The sequence below is a fragment of the Achromobacter sp. RT286_PF genome, from assembly GCF_059760425.1.
The window spans coordinates 24,685-38,193 of sequence record NZ_JCBAMR010000028.1 but is presented as its reverse complement, the minus strand read 5'-3'; the positions used below and the strand labels follow the sequence as shown (position 1 = coordinate 38,193).

14 protein-coding genes are annotated in these 13,509 nt (G+C 65.2%); 6 read left to right on the top strand and 8 right to left on the bottom strand.

The window, feature by feature from the left end:
• Positions 1-78: 78 nt before the first annotated feature.
• Positions 79-315 carry a DUF3820 family protein gene (locus tag AC6LJY_RS19900; RefSeq protein ID WP_104144378.1) on the bottom strand — a complete coding sequence of 79 codons (237 nt, stop codon included), beginning with the start codon at positions 313-315 and terminating at the stop codon, positions 79-81.
• A 175-nt stretch (positions 316-490) separates the two neighbouring features.
• On the opposite strand from AC6LJY_RS19900, the gene AC6LJY_RS19895 reads away from it, so the two are divergent.
• Positions 491-916 carry a copper resistance protein NlpE gene (locus AC6LJY_RS19895; protein ID WP_046806990.1) on the top strand — a complete coding sequence of 142 codons (426 nt, stop codon included), beginning with the start codon at positions 491-493 and terminating at the stop codon, positions 914-916.
• 178 nt (positions 917-1,094) lie between these two features.
• Complete coding sequence (locus AC6LJY_RS19890; protein WP_314358763.1) at positions 1,095-1,841, top strand: transporter substrate-binding domain-containing protein; 747 nt, start codon at positions 1,095-1,097, stop codon at positions 1,839-1,841.
• Positions 1,842-2,053: 212 nt separating this feature from the next.
• Here the strand turns inward: AC6LJY_RS19890 and aliA are convergent, their stop codons facing one another.
• From aliA to badH, 4 genes are read right to left on the bottom strand one after another with little or no spacing between them, the layout of a single operon-like run.
• Positions 2,054-3,721, bottom strand: coding sequence for a cyclohexanecarboxylate-CoA ligase (gene aliA / locus AC6LJY_RS19885; protein ID WP_314358766.1), 1,668 nt, complete (start codon positions 3,719-3,721; stop codon positions 2,054-2,056).
• 40 nt (positions 3,722-3,761) lie between these two features.
• Entirely contained in the window at positions 3,762-4,913 is a 1,152-nt protein-coding gene (gene aliB, locus AC6LJY_RS19880) for a cyclohexanecarboxyl-CoA dehydrogenase (protein ID WP_104144375.1), read from the bottom strand.
• Positions 4,914-4,955: 42 nt separating this feature from the next.
• On the bottom strand, positions 4,956-5,738 hold the full coding sequence (gene badI / locus AC6LJY_RS19875) for a 2-ketocyclohexanecarboxyl-CoA hydrolase (RefSeq protein WP_046806986.1): 783 nt from the start codon (positions 5,736-5,738) through the stop codon (positions 4,956-4,958).
• A 42-nt stretch (positions 5,739-5,780) separates the two neighbouring features.
• A complete protein-coding gene (gene badH, locus AC6LJY_RS19870; RefSeq protein WP_046806985.1) occupies positions 5,781-6,548 on the bottom strand; it encodes a 2-hydroxycyclohexanecarboxyl-CoA dehydrogenase in 768 nt (255 codons plus the stop codon).
• 133 nt (positions 6,549-6,681) lie between these two features.
• Here badH and AC6LJY_RS19865 point away from each other — a divergent pair, with 133 nt between their 5' ends.
• The gene (locus AC6LJY_RS19865; RefSeq protein ID WP_485858135.1) at positions 6,682-7,185 is read left to right on the top strand and encodes a MarR family winged helix-turn-helix transcriptional regulator; all 504 of its coding nucleotides are present in this window, start codon (positions 6,682-6,684) and stop codon (positions 7,183-7,185) included.
• Positions 7,186-7,199: 14 nt separating this feature from the next.
• Here the strand turns inward: AC6LJY_RS19865 and AC6LJY_RS19860 are convergent, their stop codons facing one another.
• Positions 7,200-7,532, bottom strand: a complete 333-nt coding sequence (locus AC6LJY_RS19860; RefSeq protein ID WP_498136604.1) for a zinc ribbon domain-containing protein — start codon at positions 7,530-7,532, stop codon at positions 7,200-7,202.
• Entirely contained in the window at positions 7,519-8,772 is a 1,254-nt protein-coding gene (gene fmdA, locus AC6LJY_RS19855) for a formamidase (protein WP_498136603.1), read from the bottom strand. The genes AC6LJY_RS19860 and fmdA overlap by 14 nt, the downstream gene beginning before the upstream one ends.
• A gap of 256 nt (positions 8,773-9,028) precedes the next feature.
• Here fmdA and AC6LJY_RS19850 point away from each other — a divergent pair, with 256 nt between their 5' ends.
• The gene (locus AC6LJY_RS19850) at positions 9,029-9,397 is read left to right on the top strand and encodes a hypothetical protein (protein WP_498136602.1); all 369 of its coding nucleotides are present in this window, start codon (positions 9,029-9,031) and stop codon (positions 9,395-9,397) included.
• Positions 9,398-9,505: 108 nt separating this feature from the next.
• Here the strand turns inward: AC6LJY_RS19850 and AC6LJY_RS19845 are convergent, their stop codons facing one another.
• Positions 9,506-11,005, bottom strand: coding sequence for an aminotransferase class V-fold PLP-dependent enzyme (locus AC6LJY_RS19845; RefSeq protein ID WP_498136601.1), 1,500 nt, complete (start codon positions 11,003-11,005; stop codon positions 9,506-9,508).
• A gap of 105 nt (positions 11,006-11,110) precedes the next feature.
• Here AC6LJY_RS19845 and AC6LJY_RS19840 point away from each other — a divergent pair, with 105 nt between their 5' ends.
• Positions 11,111-11,584, top strand: coding sequence for an Lrp/AsnC family transcriptional regulator (locus tag AC6LJY_RS19840; RefSeq protein ID WP_319302376.1), 474 nt, complete (start codon positions 11,111-11,113; stop codon positions 11,582-11,584).
• Positions 11,585-11,778: 194 nt separating this feature from the next.
• Complete coding sequence (locus AC6LJY_RS19835) at positions 11,779-13,509, top strand: ABC-F family ATP-binding cassette domain-containing protein (protein WP_498136600.1); 1,731 nt, start codon at positions 11,779-11,781, stop codon at positions 13,507-13,509.

Sequence of the window (13,509 nt, the reverse complement as noted above, 5' to 3'; positions counted from 1 at the left end):
CCGGGGCTAAATCCGGGCCTGAACCCGGGGCCAAATCTGGGGCTAAATCCGACGCTGAATCTGGGCCTGAATCCGGTGCTACGCCTTGGGCGCAGACCCGGACCGCGACGTACGCAGCGGCGCCAGCAAGGACGACAAGCCGTTGTGATCCAGTTCATGCATCAGCGCCAGCAGGCGGCCCAGCTCGCCGGGCGGAAAGCCCTTGCGCGCGAACCACGCCAGGTAAGGGCCGGGCAGGTCGGCGATGAGTCGCCCTTTGTACTTGCCGAACGGCATGTCGCGGGTCACCAGCAGGTTGAGCAGTTCAGGGTCCATGGCGCATCAAGAGATTGAGCCGGCAGTCTACCCCAGCCGTTCTGCCTTGCCATGCACCCTTCCCGCAACGGATTGCGGCGCTTTACATCCCGTTTCAGCACCCTCCCGTTACTGTCCGTATCGTGAATCCGGCAGGACATGTTCCGGCAAAAACACTAACCCACAGGAGCTCGCCATGATGAAAACCACCCTGACCTGCACCCTGAGCCTGGCCTTGCTTGCCGGCTGCGCGCCCTTCAAGTCGCATGACGCGCGCGATACGCCCGCCGATAACCACACCGCCCGCAATGCGCTGGACTGGCCAGGCAGCTACGAAGGCACACTGCCCTGCGCGGATTGCCCCGGCATCAAGACGCGCTTGACACTGCTCAAGGGCGACCGCTACGAGCGCCAGACCCAGTACCTCGACCGTGAGCCGCAACCCGAAATCGTGACCGGCACGTTCAGCTGGGAGTCGGACGGCAGCACCATCCGCCTGGACGCTTCCGGCGACAGCCAGCGCTACTTCGTCGCCGAGAACCAGGTGACGATGCTGTACCGCGACGGCACCCGCCCCACGGGTCCACTGGCCCCGCACTACGTGCTGCGCCGCGCGCAATAAGGCGCGGGTCGGGCTTCGTGCCGGCGCGAAAGCACGCGGACACAGGTGCGACTTCCAGGAGGCAGGTGCGGCGGTGTGCGGGCGCCAATCCCGCAATGCACAGGCGCCGCCGATCCGGCTATTCTTGAGGGCAAACCGCTGCGCCCTGACGGCGCGGCGCATACCGATCAAGGAAGCCATGAAGACCGACCACGAGCTGCTTTCCGCATTCGCCCCCACCGGCACGCTGCGCGCGTCCATCAACCTGGGCAATCCCATTCTGGCCAACACCGACCCGGCCACCGGCCAGCCGGTTGGCGTCTCGGTGGACCTGGCCACGGAACTGGCGCGGCGCCTGGACGTCAAGCTGGAATTGGTGGTTTTCAAATCGGCCGGCGAATCGGTCAACGCGGTGGCGGCCGAGCAGGCGGACGTGGGGTTCTTCGCGATCGACCCCTTGCGTGGCGAACAAATCGCCTTTACCGCCCCCTACGTCGTGATCGAAGGCGCCTACCTGGTACGCGACGATTCGCCGATCACCGCCATGGAACAGGTCGACAGCCAGGGCGTGCGAGTGACGGTCGGCAAAGGCAGCGCCTACGACCTGTACCTGACGCGCGAACTGAAGCACGCCGAGATCTTCCGCGCGCCGACCTCGCCCGCCGTCGTCGATACCTTCATGAAAGAAAATCTGGAAGTGGCCGCGGGCGTCAAGCAGCAGCTGCAAGCCGACGCCGCGCGCCTGGGCGGCCTGCGGCTACTGGACGGCCATTTCATGCTGATACGCCAGGCAATGGGCGTGCCCAAGAGCCGGGGCGAGAAGGCCAGCGCGTATCTGTCGGCCTATGTGGAAGCGATGAAGAAGGCCGGGTTCGTGGCCGACGCGCTGGCGCGTCACAAGATCCAGGGCGCGGCGGTGGCGCCGCTCGAAGCGACGGGGGCCTGAGCCGGATCGTTCTGGCGGGCGCGCCCCGCCGCTTCGTTATGCGAGCGACGCGGGCGGGGCGTTGTCCAAGGTGACGTCCGGTGCGCTATCCGGTGCGCTATCCGGTGAATTAGCAGGTGCGCTAGCCGGTGTGATGTCCGACACGCGGGCTCCGAGGTGATGTCCGATGCGATGTCCGATGCGATGTCCGTTGTAATGTCCGATGTCCGCGCCTACCCCGGTGTCCCGCCCTGCCCCTCGCCCAGGCTTGCACTCAGCATCTCTCGCAGCTTGAACTTCTGGACCTTGCCCGTGGGCGTGGTCGGCAGTTGGTCCAGCACTTCCAAGCGCTCGGGAATGTACTGCCTGGTCACGCCGAAGCCTTTCAAGAACTGCACCAGATCCTGCAAGCTCAACACCTGCCCGGGCTTGAGCGTGACCACCGCGCAAGCGCGCTCGCCCAGGCGCGCGTCCGGATACGCCGCGATGGCGGCCATCTCCACAGCGGGATGCCGATACAGCAGCGACTCGATTTCAACCACGGGGATGTTCTCGCCGCCTCGGATGATCACGTCCTTGCTGCGCCCCGTAATGCGCAAGTAGCCGTCGGCGTCGATGCGGGCCATGTCGCCCGTATCGAACCAGCCGTCGGCGTCGGTGGCGTTCAACTGCGGCCGCTTCAGGTAGCCGCCAAAATTGGAGCATGACCGTAGCCAAAGCTGGCCTTCGACGCCGGCGGGCAAGGCTGCGCCCGACGCGTCCCTGACTTTGATTTCAACGCCGGGCAGTGGCTTGCCGTCGGTGGTGCAGGCCCGCGTGTCGTCATCGTCCAGCAGGGTCAACGTGACCGCGCCGTTTTCCGTCATTCCCCAGGCCGAGATGATTTTCGCGCCCAGCGCGCGAGTGGCCTGTTCGACAAGGGGGCCGGGGATGGGCGCGCCCGCGCAAAGAAAGACGCGCAGCGTGGGCACCGTCAAGCCCGACTGCGCCACCTGACGTGCGATATCCGTCAGGAACGGCGTCGATGCCATGCTGAACGTGACGCCCAGTTCGCGCATCAGCGCAACGGCTTTCTCGGCATTCCAGATATCCAGCGTGACGGCGCTCGCGCCCAGGTAGAACGGCATCATCAAGCCGTACATAAAGCCGGTCTGGTGCGCCATAGGCGAGCCCATCAGCACAACATCGTCCGAGCCCAGGCGCAGCCGCTCGGCGTAAGCGGCGATGTTGGACAAGCAGGTGTTGGCGGTGTGCATGACGCCCTTGGGCTCGCCCGTGGTGCCAGACGTGTACATCAGCTGTGTGACGTCATCCGGGCCGGGGCGGGATTGGGTCAGGATGCGTTCGGCATCCGGCTCGCGTTCCCATTCAGGCCCCGCCAGCAGCGCCTGGAAGCTGTCGGCGCCCTGGCCACCGACCACGATCACATGCTGTAGCGCCGGCAGATCCGCGCGCAAGCCGGCCACCATCTCCGGGTAGTCAAAGCCCCGAAACCGATGCGGCACGATCAGCACGTGCGCTTCGCCATGGCGCAGCATGAAAGAGAGTTCACGCTGCCGAAAAATATGCATCAGCGGATTCATCACCGCGCCGATGCGCGAGCAGGCCAGATACGTGACGACGAATTCCCAGCCATTGGGCAGTTGGCACGCCACCACGTCGCCGCGCCCGACGCCCAGGCGCGCCAGCCCCACGGCAGCGCGGTCGGCCAGCGCCGCCAGTTCGCGATAGGTGAACGTGCGCTGCGTGCCGGCGTCGGACTGCACGGCCGTCAATGCAACTTTGTCGGGATGCGCCGCCACGCATTTGTCCAGCAGGTCGTTGATGGTCAGGTCCCGCCACCAGCCGCGCGCGATGCTCAACGCCCGGCGCGGTGCAATCAATACGGCGTCAAATTCCATGGATGCGTCTCCCAGAGAGGTTGCAAGGAATGCGGGGATATCAAGCGGGCACGACGCGTCGACCCGCGCGCTCGCGAGCGATGATGATTTTCATGATTTGCGCGGTGCCGTCGCCGATCTGGAATCCCAGCACGTCGCGTAGCCGTTGCTCCATCAGCCCGTGGTCGTATCCGCCATGGCCGAACGTCAGCAGGCATTGATGCACCACGTCGTACGCCAGCTTCGGTGCCCACCATTTGCACATGGCGGCTTGCGCGCTGTGGGGCAGGTTGCGGTCCTTCAGCCACAAGGTCTGAAGGCACAGCAGCCGCGCCGCCTCAAGCTGGGTTTCGGCCTCGGCCAGCGGATGCGACACGCCCTGGAATGCGGTCAAGGGTTTGCCGAAGGCCTCGCGCTGGGCGGCATACGCCCACGTCTCATCCAGCGCTGCGCGCGCCACCGCCAGCACCTGTAGCCCGATCAGCGCGCGCGAATAATCAAAGCCCTGCATGACCTGGACAAAGCCGTGGCCTTCCTGCCCCAGCCGGTGGTCCGCCGGCACCCGCACGTTTTCGAAGAATAGCGAGCCACGTCCGATGGCACGCTGCCCGTGGCAGTCAAAGCGGTTGCGCGTGATGCCGGGCAAGTCCATCGGCACCAGCAAGGCCGTCACGCCATGCGCGCCCGATTCCACGGTGCCACTGCGGCCGAACACGATGGCGGCGTCGGCTTGGTCCGCGGCGGAGATGGATGTTTTTTCACCGTTGACCACGTAGTGCCCGTCCACGCGCTCGACCCGCAGCCGCAGGTTGGCGGCATCCGAACCGCCGCGCGGCTCGGTCAAGGCAATGGACAGCAACGCATCGCCCTGCGTCAGCCGGGTCAGCCACGGCGCGGCGACCTCGCGCTGGCCATGCTGCGCCAGGATCTGCCCATTCAACGAAGCCAGCAGATTGACGTAGGAAAAGCTCAAGTCGGCGCGCGCGATCTGCTCGTGGATGACGCCGGCCGCGATGCAGCCCAGGCCCTGTCCGCCGCGGTCCTCGGGCAACTCGGGCGCGATGAACCCCAACTGCCCCATTTCGCGCATCAGGCCGCGATCCAGCACGCGGGTCCTGTCGCGCTCCAGGTAGCCGGGCGCCACGCGGCCGTCCGCGAATCGCCCCGCGTGCTCGGCCAAGACGGACAGGTCTTCGTCGATGTACGGATTCATGTTGTCTCCTCCGGCGCGCCGGTCGTTGCGGCGCAGGCTCGGTTATTTCGCGTAGCGGCGGAAATCCGGTTTGCGCTTTTCCTGGAAGGCGCGCACGCCCTCGCGGGATTCCTCGGTGTCGTAATAGAGTTTCAACGCGTACATGCCCATGCCGGCGATGCCCGCCTGATGCGCCGTGTCCATATTGAACGAGCGCTTGGCGATGGCGATGGCAGTGGGGCTTTTCTCCATGATCTCGGCGCACCACCTGGCCACTTCGTCGTCCAGTTGCTCGTGCGGCACAACGGCGTTGACCAGGCCCATGGCCAAGGCTTCCGAGGCCGGATAGCGCCGGCACAGGTACCAGATCTCGCGCGCCTTCTTTTCGCCCACGACGCGCGCCAGGTACGCGGTGCCGTACCCCGGGTCCACCGACCCGACCTTCGGGCCCACCTGGCCGAACACGGCTTTATCGGACGCGATCGTGAAGTCGCAAATGGTGCACAGCACGTTGCCGCCGCCGATGGCGTAGCCCTGGACGCGCGCGATCACCGGCTTGGGCACGTCGCGGATGGCGCTGTGCAGTTCTTCCATGGGCAGGCCGATGGTGCCGCGTCCGTCGTACTGGCCGGCGTGCGCGGATTGGTCGCCGCCGGTGCAGAACGCCTTGTCGCCCGCGCCCGCCAGCACGATGACGCCGATGTCGGGCGCGTAGCCGGCGCGGTTGATGGCGTGAATGAGTTCGTCACAGGTGCGGCCACGAAACGCGTTCATCTTTTCGGGCCGATTGATCGTGATCCAGGCGGCGCCATCGCGCACGTCGTAGAGAATATCTTCGTAGTCCATCTTGGCTCCTCAAGGGGCATGCGAAAGCGATGTCGTCCGCCTTCAGCCGTTCATCGTCAAACCGCCCGACACGCTCAATACCTGCCCGGTGATGTAGGCGGCGTCGTCGCTGGCAAAGAACAGGATTGCGCCGGGCAGGTCGTCCGGCTGGCCGATGCGGCCCAAGGGAATGGCGCGGGTAAACGCCTCAAGCAATTTCTCGGGGTTGCCGGCGCCTTCCTTGTAATCGGCGAACAGCGCGGTGTCCGTCGGGCCAGGACACACCACATTGACCGTGATGCCATGGCGCGCGTGCTCGCGGGCGATGGTCTTGGAAAACGCCACCAAGCCGCCCTTGCACGCCGCGTACACCGCTTCGCCCGAAGACCCGACGCGCGCCGCGTCCGACGCGATGTTGACGATGCGCCCCGCCTTGCGCGCCGCCATGCCGGGCAGCACGGCGTGGTGCAAATGCAAGGCGCCCACCAGGTTGATGGCGATCAGCCGTTCCCATTGCGCGGGTTCCGTCTTGGTGAATGGCTTGAACACGTCCCACCCGGCGTTGTTGACCAGGATGTCGATGGGCCCCAGCACGGTTTCCGTTTCGGCGATGGCCGCGTCCACCTCGTGGCGCTGAGTAATGTCACAAGCGATGGCCAACGCGCGCCCGCCCGCCGCTTCGATCTTTTCGGCTACCCGCCGCGCATGCTCTTCGTTCAAGTCCAGCACGGCCACGGCGGCGCCTTCCCTGGCGAAACGCGCGCAGGTCGCGCCCCCTATCCCCCCACCGCCGCCCGTTACCACAGCCGTCTTGCCTGCCAGTCTTTGCATGATTTCCTCTGCGCGGGTTGCAGGCTTGGTATCCTTGCCAACGAATCAGGCCAAGCCCATATACGTAAACATGTTGACGTATATTAGAGACTTGGCGACGCCGCATCAAGTTGCGAAACACGGTACGAAGCTTATGAAAAACCCTAATAAAAACACCGAAATTGCCAGAATGGAGTTAGCCAACCGGTTGTTCTTCCGGTTATACCAATGCGCCAACATGCTGCATAAAACAGGTAGCCGAGCGGTGGAACACCTGGGGCTGACCACGCAGCAATGGGCGGTATTGGGCGCGTTATCGCGGCCAGAGGCGGCCGACGGCATGAGCGTGGGCGATCTGGCGCGCTACCTGATGGTCAGCCGCCAGAGCCTGTCGGGTTTGCTTGGCCGGATGGAGCGTGACGGCCATATTGGCAGTGCGCCGGATGGGCGCGACCGGCGCTCGCGCTTGATCACGATGACGCCATCCGGTCGCAAAGTGTGGGTGCACGACGCCGTTCCGCGCATCCATGATTACTACGAAGACGCGCTGGCCGACTTCTCGGTTGGCGACCTGAGCCACACGCTGCACTATCTGTTGAAGCTGCTGGAGAACATGCAAGGCATGGACAAGGACGCGCCGCAAGACGACGCGCCCTGACCTTGCTCGCCGGGCTAGTGGCTGATCATCCAGGGCCTGGCGCCCGCGAAGGATTTCGCCCCGTCGGTGCTGGTTCGCGTCTTGCCGGACGCACGGCCGCCCGAGCAACACCCGCAGTTCATGCCATGGCCCGCGCGCGAGCTTCGCGGCTCGTTTGCGCTGCGTTCATTGACCGCGCGCGCGCGGTTCACGGCGGACGACAAGGCCGAAATGGCCGGCGCGCCGCCGATGATGCGCGCGAACAACGCGCCGCATTGCGGGCACGCGGCCGGGTCGCGCCATTGCGCCAGCGGCCGCAACGCGGCAAAGTCGCCGCATCCGCCGCAGGAATAGTCATACATGGGCATCGCGGTTCTCCTGGCGGTCGCGTGACAGCGGCATGTCTACCCCGCCTTTTATATGTTTGATCGGCCCGGATGCCGAGGGCTGGATATCGAAGTCGAAGATCTCGGTGGGCAACCACAGCGTGGCGCAGGAATTGGGGATGTCGACCACGCCGCTGATGTGGCCTTGCACGGGCGCGCAGCCCAGAAGCGAATAGGCCTGGGCGCCGGAATAGCCGAATTTCTTCAGGTATTCGATGGCGTTCAGGCACGCCTGCCGGTACGCCACGTTCACGTCCAGGTAGTGCTGCTTGCCTTCTTCGTCCACCGAGATGCCTTCGAAGATCAGGTAGTCCTTGTAGGCCGGGGTGATGGGGCTGGGCTTGAAGATCGGGTTCTTGATGGCGTATTTTTCCATGCCGCCCTTGATGAGCGACACGCGCATGTGCACCCAGCCCGCCATTTCGATCGCGCCGCAGAACGTGATTTCGCCATCGCCCTGCGAGAAGTGCAGATCGCCGACCGACAAGCCGCCGCCGTCGACGTACACCGGGAAGAACACGCGGGCGCCGCGCGACAAGTCCTTGATATCGCAGTTGCCGCCGTGCTCGCGCGGCGGCACGGTACGTGCGCCCTCGGCTGCTGCGCGGTCGCGGTCAGCACCTTGCAATGCGCCCATGTGGGCCGTCTTGGGCGCGGGCGGGTTCGCCAGCGGCGGTAAACGGTTGGGGTTGGTGTCGATCAGCGCCTGTTCGCGCCGGTTCCACGTTTGCAGCAGCTTCTTGTCCGGCAGGCAGCCGATCAGGCCCGGGTGGATCAGACCCGCGAAATTCACCCCGGGGATATGGCGGGACGACGTGAACATGCCGTGAAAATCCCAGATGGATTTTTGCGCATGGGGGAAATGTTCGGTCAGGAAACCGCCCCCGTTATTACGGCTGAAAAAGCCGTTGAACCCCCACAGGCTGTCCGGCTTGGCGCCGATATCCAACAGGTCAACCACCAGCAAGTCACCGGGTTGCGCGCCTTCTACGCCCACCGGCCCCGACAGAAAGTGCACGGTGGACAGGTCCACATCGCGCACGTCGTCGGCGCTGTCGTCGTTCTTGATGGCGCCGCCGGTCCAGTCATAGGTTTCCAGCACGAAGTCGTCGCCCGGCTTGACCCAGACGGCCATGGGGATATCGGGGTGCCACCGATTATGGATGTGCTTGTTTTCGTAAGGGGACTGGTCCAGGTCGACCGTAATGAGGGGTGTCGTCATTCTCTTTCATCTCCAACGTACGTGTTGATAAAACAGAACAGCAGCCAAGAAGGCGCCCGATCCCGTTGCGGGTCGGGTCATTTTGAAAATGTGACCGGTGATTGATGTGCTGATTGATGTGCTGATTGATGGTAGACGCGTTCGGGCGATTCACCATACTGGTTTTCCATGCAGTGGCAGGCGTGCGGCGCACCATGCCACGGGGCATTTTTCGCACCAGTTATGATGCACACCACGTCATACCAAGGCTTTTCGCATGGCAGCAAACCCCCGCCGGCCCCTGGCCGTTTTTTTGATCCTGACGGCATGCGCCGCCGGGTCCGCGCACGCGGACGACGCGTGCGTGTCGCGCGTCGACGAGCAACTGCGCACGATCAAGCGCGCGCAGGATGTGCAGCGCACGCGCGAAGCCGCCAACAATCTGCAATTGAACCGCGAGCTGTGCCAGGGTCGGCTGGACCTGCTGGATGCCCGCTATGCGCTGGTCGATGATTTCGAGGCGTGCCGCCGCAACGGCACGACGTTCTCGGAGTCGGTCGTGCGCGACCTGACTCGCGCGTCGGACAAGTTGGCCGACGCAAAGGCGGCGTGGGTCCGCACCTGCGGCCGCCAGATGAAAGACTGACCGCGGACCCACCGCAGAACAGACGGCAAGCGGGGTCGCAGGGCCGACCGGTCGGTCAATAAGCCCATTGGCCCTTGCCCTCCGTTGTGCCGCCGCCTTGCCGATCGCTCAGATCGTCATTTCCAATTCCACGCTTTGCGGGTAGAAAATGGCGCGGCTGGGATCGAAGCCGTAACGCGATTCGAACTGCGTCGCGTCGGCCGCCAGCGCCAGAACGGACTCCAGGATGAAATCCGCCTTGGCGTCCGGCAACAGCACACTGAAGTTCAGGCGGATGAAGCCGGGCTTTTCAATCTCGCGACCATCCAGGATGGCTTGCCGCATCTGCCGCGACTGCGCCGGCCCGATATCAAGAAGCCGGTGCACATACGGCCCCGCGCAGGCGCATCCCCCGCGCGCCTGGATGCCGAAACGGTCGCTTAACATGCGCGTCACCAATTGCTGGTGCACATAGCCGCCCTTGCCGTCGCGTACCCGAAACGAGAAGATCGGCAAGCGCTCGGCCGTCAGCGAGCCCAGCAATTCCAGGGGTTCCGCGCCTTGCCAGGCGGCAAGCGCGCGCTGCACGAAATGCGCGTTGCGCTCACGCATGAAGTCGGCGCCCAGCGCTTCCTTGACCAGCAGCACCAAGGCGGCGCGGATGTCGCCCACCACGTTGGGCGTACCCGCCTCTTCGCGCGATTCCAGGCTGGCGCTGTAGTCATGACCCTCGGGCGACACGAATTTGACGGTGCCGCCGCCCGGCCAGGTGGGCGTGGTGTCGATCACCGCATCGCGGCGAACGATCAGCACACCGGATGCGCCCGGCCCGCCAATGAATTTATGCGGCGAGAACACAATGGCGTCGATGTGCGCGTCCGGCGCGGGCGACATACGGACCGGCAGGTACGGCGCGCCGCCCGCGTAGTCCCACAACATTTTGGCGCCTGCCTGCTTGACGCGCCGGGTGATGCCGGCCACATCGGCCACGATGCCGGTCACGTTCGACGCGGCCGACAACGCGCAGATCAGCAGCGTGCCGGCGGGCGCGTTCAGCGCGGCGTCCAGCGCCGCCAAGTCGGGACCGCCCTCGGCGGCTTCGGCAACTTCCACAATCTGCGCGCCGCATTCGCGCCACGGCAAGATGTTGGAATGGTGCTCGTACGGGCCGATGATGACGCGGACGGGCTTGCCTGCCGCTACCGCCGCTTGCACGCCAAACAAATGCACCAGGCGGTTGATGCCCGCCGTGGCGCCGGACCCGGCGAAGATCACGGCATGGGCGTCGGTGGCGCCGCAGCAACGCGCGACAGCGGCGCGGGCCTCGCGGCGCAAGCGGGTAATGAAACCGCCGCAATACGAGGCTTCGGTGTGCGAATTGGCGTAATACGGAAGCACTTGTTCCATGACAAAGCGCTCGACCTGCATCAGCGCGCGGCCCGAGGCCACGTAGTCGGCATAGACCAGCGGCTTGCGGCCAAACGGGCCGTCGACGAACGCGTCTTTGCCAATCAGGCCATCGGCAAGCTGGGCCGCGATGTCGGGGGATGCCAGGCTATCTTGAAACTGCTGCAAGGGACTTGCGGTGTTTGAGGCCCCGGCCGTGGCCGAGGCATTAAGCGTCGTCATGATGAGTCTTCCAATTGATGCGAAATATCATACGATGGAAGCCGACAACAAACATCACCGTTATTTTGCGTAAATCGATATAACTTGGGTCATATGAACGAACGGATGGAGAAAATAGACAAGCTTGATCTAAGCATCATTGCTTGCCTGCAAAAAGACGGTTCCCTGTCCCAGCGCGAGCTGGCCGACCGGGTCGGCCTTTCGCAGAACGCGTGCTGGCGTCGGCTACAGCGCTTGAATGCCTGCGGCATCATTCGCGGCACCCGCGCCGAGGTCAGCCTGGTGGCGCTGGGGCTGGACCTGACCGTGTTTGTGATGATCCGGACCAGCCACCACGCCAAGGCCTGGGCCGACGGCTTTCGCCAACACGTCGAGCGCCTGCCGGAAGTGACCGAGTTCTATCGCATCGGTGGCGATTGGGACTACCTGATCAAGGTGGTCTGCCGGGGCATGGCCGGCTACGACCGCTTCTACCAAAAGCTCATCACAGACTTCGAACTGTCGACTGTGACGGGCTTTTTCAGCATGGAAGCCATCATTGAAAACCGGCCGCCCGATCTGCGGCTGTTGGAGGCCTGAAGGGGCTACGTCGGTGGGCCAGGGCGGGAACTTTTGCGTACGATGCGGTTCGAACGCCAGTGCCGCCCGCACTATCCCGGAGACCCCCCAGGCCATGATTCTTTAAGCACTCCCTTTGATTTCCCTTTGCCCTGCAGTCCGCTGCCCTATGGCCGCTGCCGCGCAAAGCGTTTCATTATTTCGGAGAGCTTTCCATGGCCCGGTCATCCAGCGCGCCGCCCCCGGCGCAACCCTTGACGCATTCCGCGTCGCCCTTCCTTGGTTTGCAGCATGTCAGCTTCGCGCTGCCCGACGGCCGCGTGCTGCTAGACGACGTCACCCACGACTTCGCGCCCGTCCGCCATGGCGTCATCGGGCGCAACGGCGCGGGTAAATCAGTGCTGCTGCGTGTCATGCTCGGCACCCTGCCGCCGCAGTCCGGCCGCGTTGTGCGCCACGGGAAACTGGCCCATGTGGCGCAGACGCCGGCTTGGCCCGATACCGCCACGCTGGCGGATGTTGCGAGCCTGGGTCCCGTGTTTCGCGCCTTGGCCAATATCGAAGCAGGCAGCACCGACCGGGCAGACTTTGACTTGGCGGAAGGCCATTGGCTGATCCATCAAGACTGGGCGCGCATGCTTGCCGACGCCGCCCTGCCTAACTGGCAACCCGCACATCCCGCCTGCGCGGCAAGTGGCGGCGAGTTGACCCGCGTGGCACTGGCCGGCGCCTTCCTGCAAGGCGCCGACGCCCTGTTGCTGGACGAACCCACCAACCACCTGGACACGCGCGCCCGCGATTGGCTGACAGAAAAAATCCACGCATGGCGCGGCGCGCTGATCGTCGTCAGCCACGACCGCCGCTTGCTGGACGCCATGGACAGCATCGTCGAACTGGACAACGCCGCCCTTCGCGGCCACGCCGGCAACTACAGCGCCTGGCGCGCGCAACGCGACAGCCAGGACGCCGCCGCGCACACGGCCCTGGCGCATGCGCGCCATGAACGCGCCAAGGGCCTGCGTGCGCTGCGGCAACAGCACGACGCCCAGCAGCAGCGCACCGCACGCAACAGCCGCAACGCCCGCGAAACCAATCAGGCCGCCGTGTTGCTGGGCGGCAAAAAGGCCAGCGCGCAAGCGCACGCGGGACGTGATCGCCAGCGCCGTCAGGACGCCGCCGCCGCCTTGGACGTCGCCGTCAGACAGGCCGCCTCGCGGGTCCCCACGGCCGCGGAGGTTGCGCTGGCAATGCCCGATACCACGGTGCCGGCCGGGCGGCGCGTTCTACACCTGGAGGCCGCCCTGCCCCCGTGGCCGCCCCGCGCCAAACCGCTTAGCTTGACCTTGGACGGCCCGTTCCGGCTGGCAATCCAAGGCCCCAACGGCTGCGGCAAAAGCACACTGCTGGCGATGTTGGCCGGTGTGCTTGCCCCCCGTGCCGGCCGCTGCGACGTGCGCGTGCCCACCGCGATGCTGGACCAGGCCGCAAATGCATTGCCTGCAAGCGCATGGCCTGCAAACGCATTGCCCGCAAGCGCATTGCCGGCAAACGAATTGCCGGCAAACGCGTCGCTATTGCAAACCCTGGAGGCGCAGGGCGCGCCGCTGTCACCGGGCGAACTGCGCAGCCGACTGGCCCTGCTGGGCCTGGGCGCAGCGCAGGTCCAGGCGCCCGCAGCCACGTTAAGCGGCGGCGAACGCATCAAGGCCGCGCTGGCCTGCGCGTTGTGGCGCAAGCAACCCGCGCAGTTGCTGTTGCTGGACGAACCCACGAACCACCTGGATATGGCCTCGGCGCAGGCGCTGGAAGACGCGTTGGCGCATTACCCCGGCGCCATGGTGGTGGTGTCGCACGATGCGGCGTTCCTGGACCGGATCGGCCCAACGCACTATTTAACGTGCGGCGACGACGGGACGTGGTCGCTACGGGAAAGCGCTCCTGCATAG

Bases quoted from the DNA above. Each gene is read 5' to 3' on its own strand.
- AC6LJY_RS19900 (WP_104144378.1), bottom strand. From the start codon at position 315: ATGGACCCTGAACTGCTCAACCTGCTGGTGACCCGCGACATGCCGTTC.
- AC6LJY_RS19895 (WP_046806990.1), top strand. From the start codon at position 491: ATGATGAAAACCACCCTGACCTGCACCCTGAGCCTGGCCTTGCTTGCC.
- AC6LJY_RS19890 (WP_314358763.1), top strand. From the start codon at position 1,095: ATGAAGACCGACCACGAGCTGCTTTCCGCATTCGCCCCCACCGGCACG.
- aliA (WP_314358766.1), bottom strand. From the start codon at position 3,721: ATGGAATTTGACGCCGTATTGATTGCACCGCGCCGGGCGTTGAGCATC.
- aliB (WP_104144375.1), bottom strand. From the start codon at position 4,913: ATGAATCCGTACATCGACGAAGACCTGTCCGTCTTGGCCGAGCACGCG.
- badI (WP_046806986.1), bottom strand. From the start codon at position 5,738: ATGGACTACGAAGATATTCTCTACGACGTGCGCGATGGCGCCGCCTGG.
- badH (WP_046806985.1), bottom strand. From the start codon at position 6,548: ATGCAAAGACTGGCAGGCAAGACGGCTGTGGTAACGGGCGGCGGTGGG.
- AC6LJY_RS19865 (WP_485858135.1), top strand. From the start codon at position 6,682: ATGAAAAACCCTAATAAAAACACCGAAATTGCCAGAATGGAGTTAGCC.
- AC6LJY_RS19860 (WP_498136604.1), bottom strand. From the start codon at position 7,532: ATGCCCATGTATGACTATTCCTGCGGCGGATGCGGCGACTTTGCCGCG.
- fmdA (WP_498136603.1), bottom strand. From the start codon at position 8,772: ATGACGACACCCCTCATTACGGTCGACCTGGACCAGTCCCCTTACGAA.
- AC6LJY_RS19850 (WP_498136602.1), top strand. From the start codon at position 9,029: ATGGCAGCAAACCCCCGCCGGCCCCTGGCCGTTTTTTTGATCCTGACG.
- AC6LJY_RS19845 (WP_498136601.1), bottom strand. From the start codon at position 11,005: ATGACGACGCTTAATGCCTCGGCCACGGCCGGGGCCTCAAACACCGCA.
- AC6LJY_RS19840 (WP_319302376.1), top strand. From the start codon at position 11,111: ATGGAGAAAATAGACAAGCTTGATCTAAGCATCATTGCTTGCCTGCAA.
- AC6LJY_RS19835 (WP_498136600.1), top strand. From the start codon at position 11,779: ATGGCCCGGTCATCCAGCGCGCCGCCCCCGGCGCAACCCTTGACGCAT.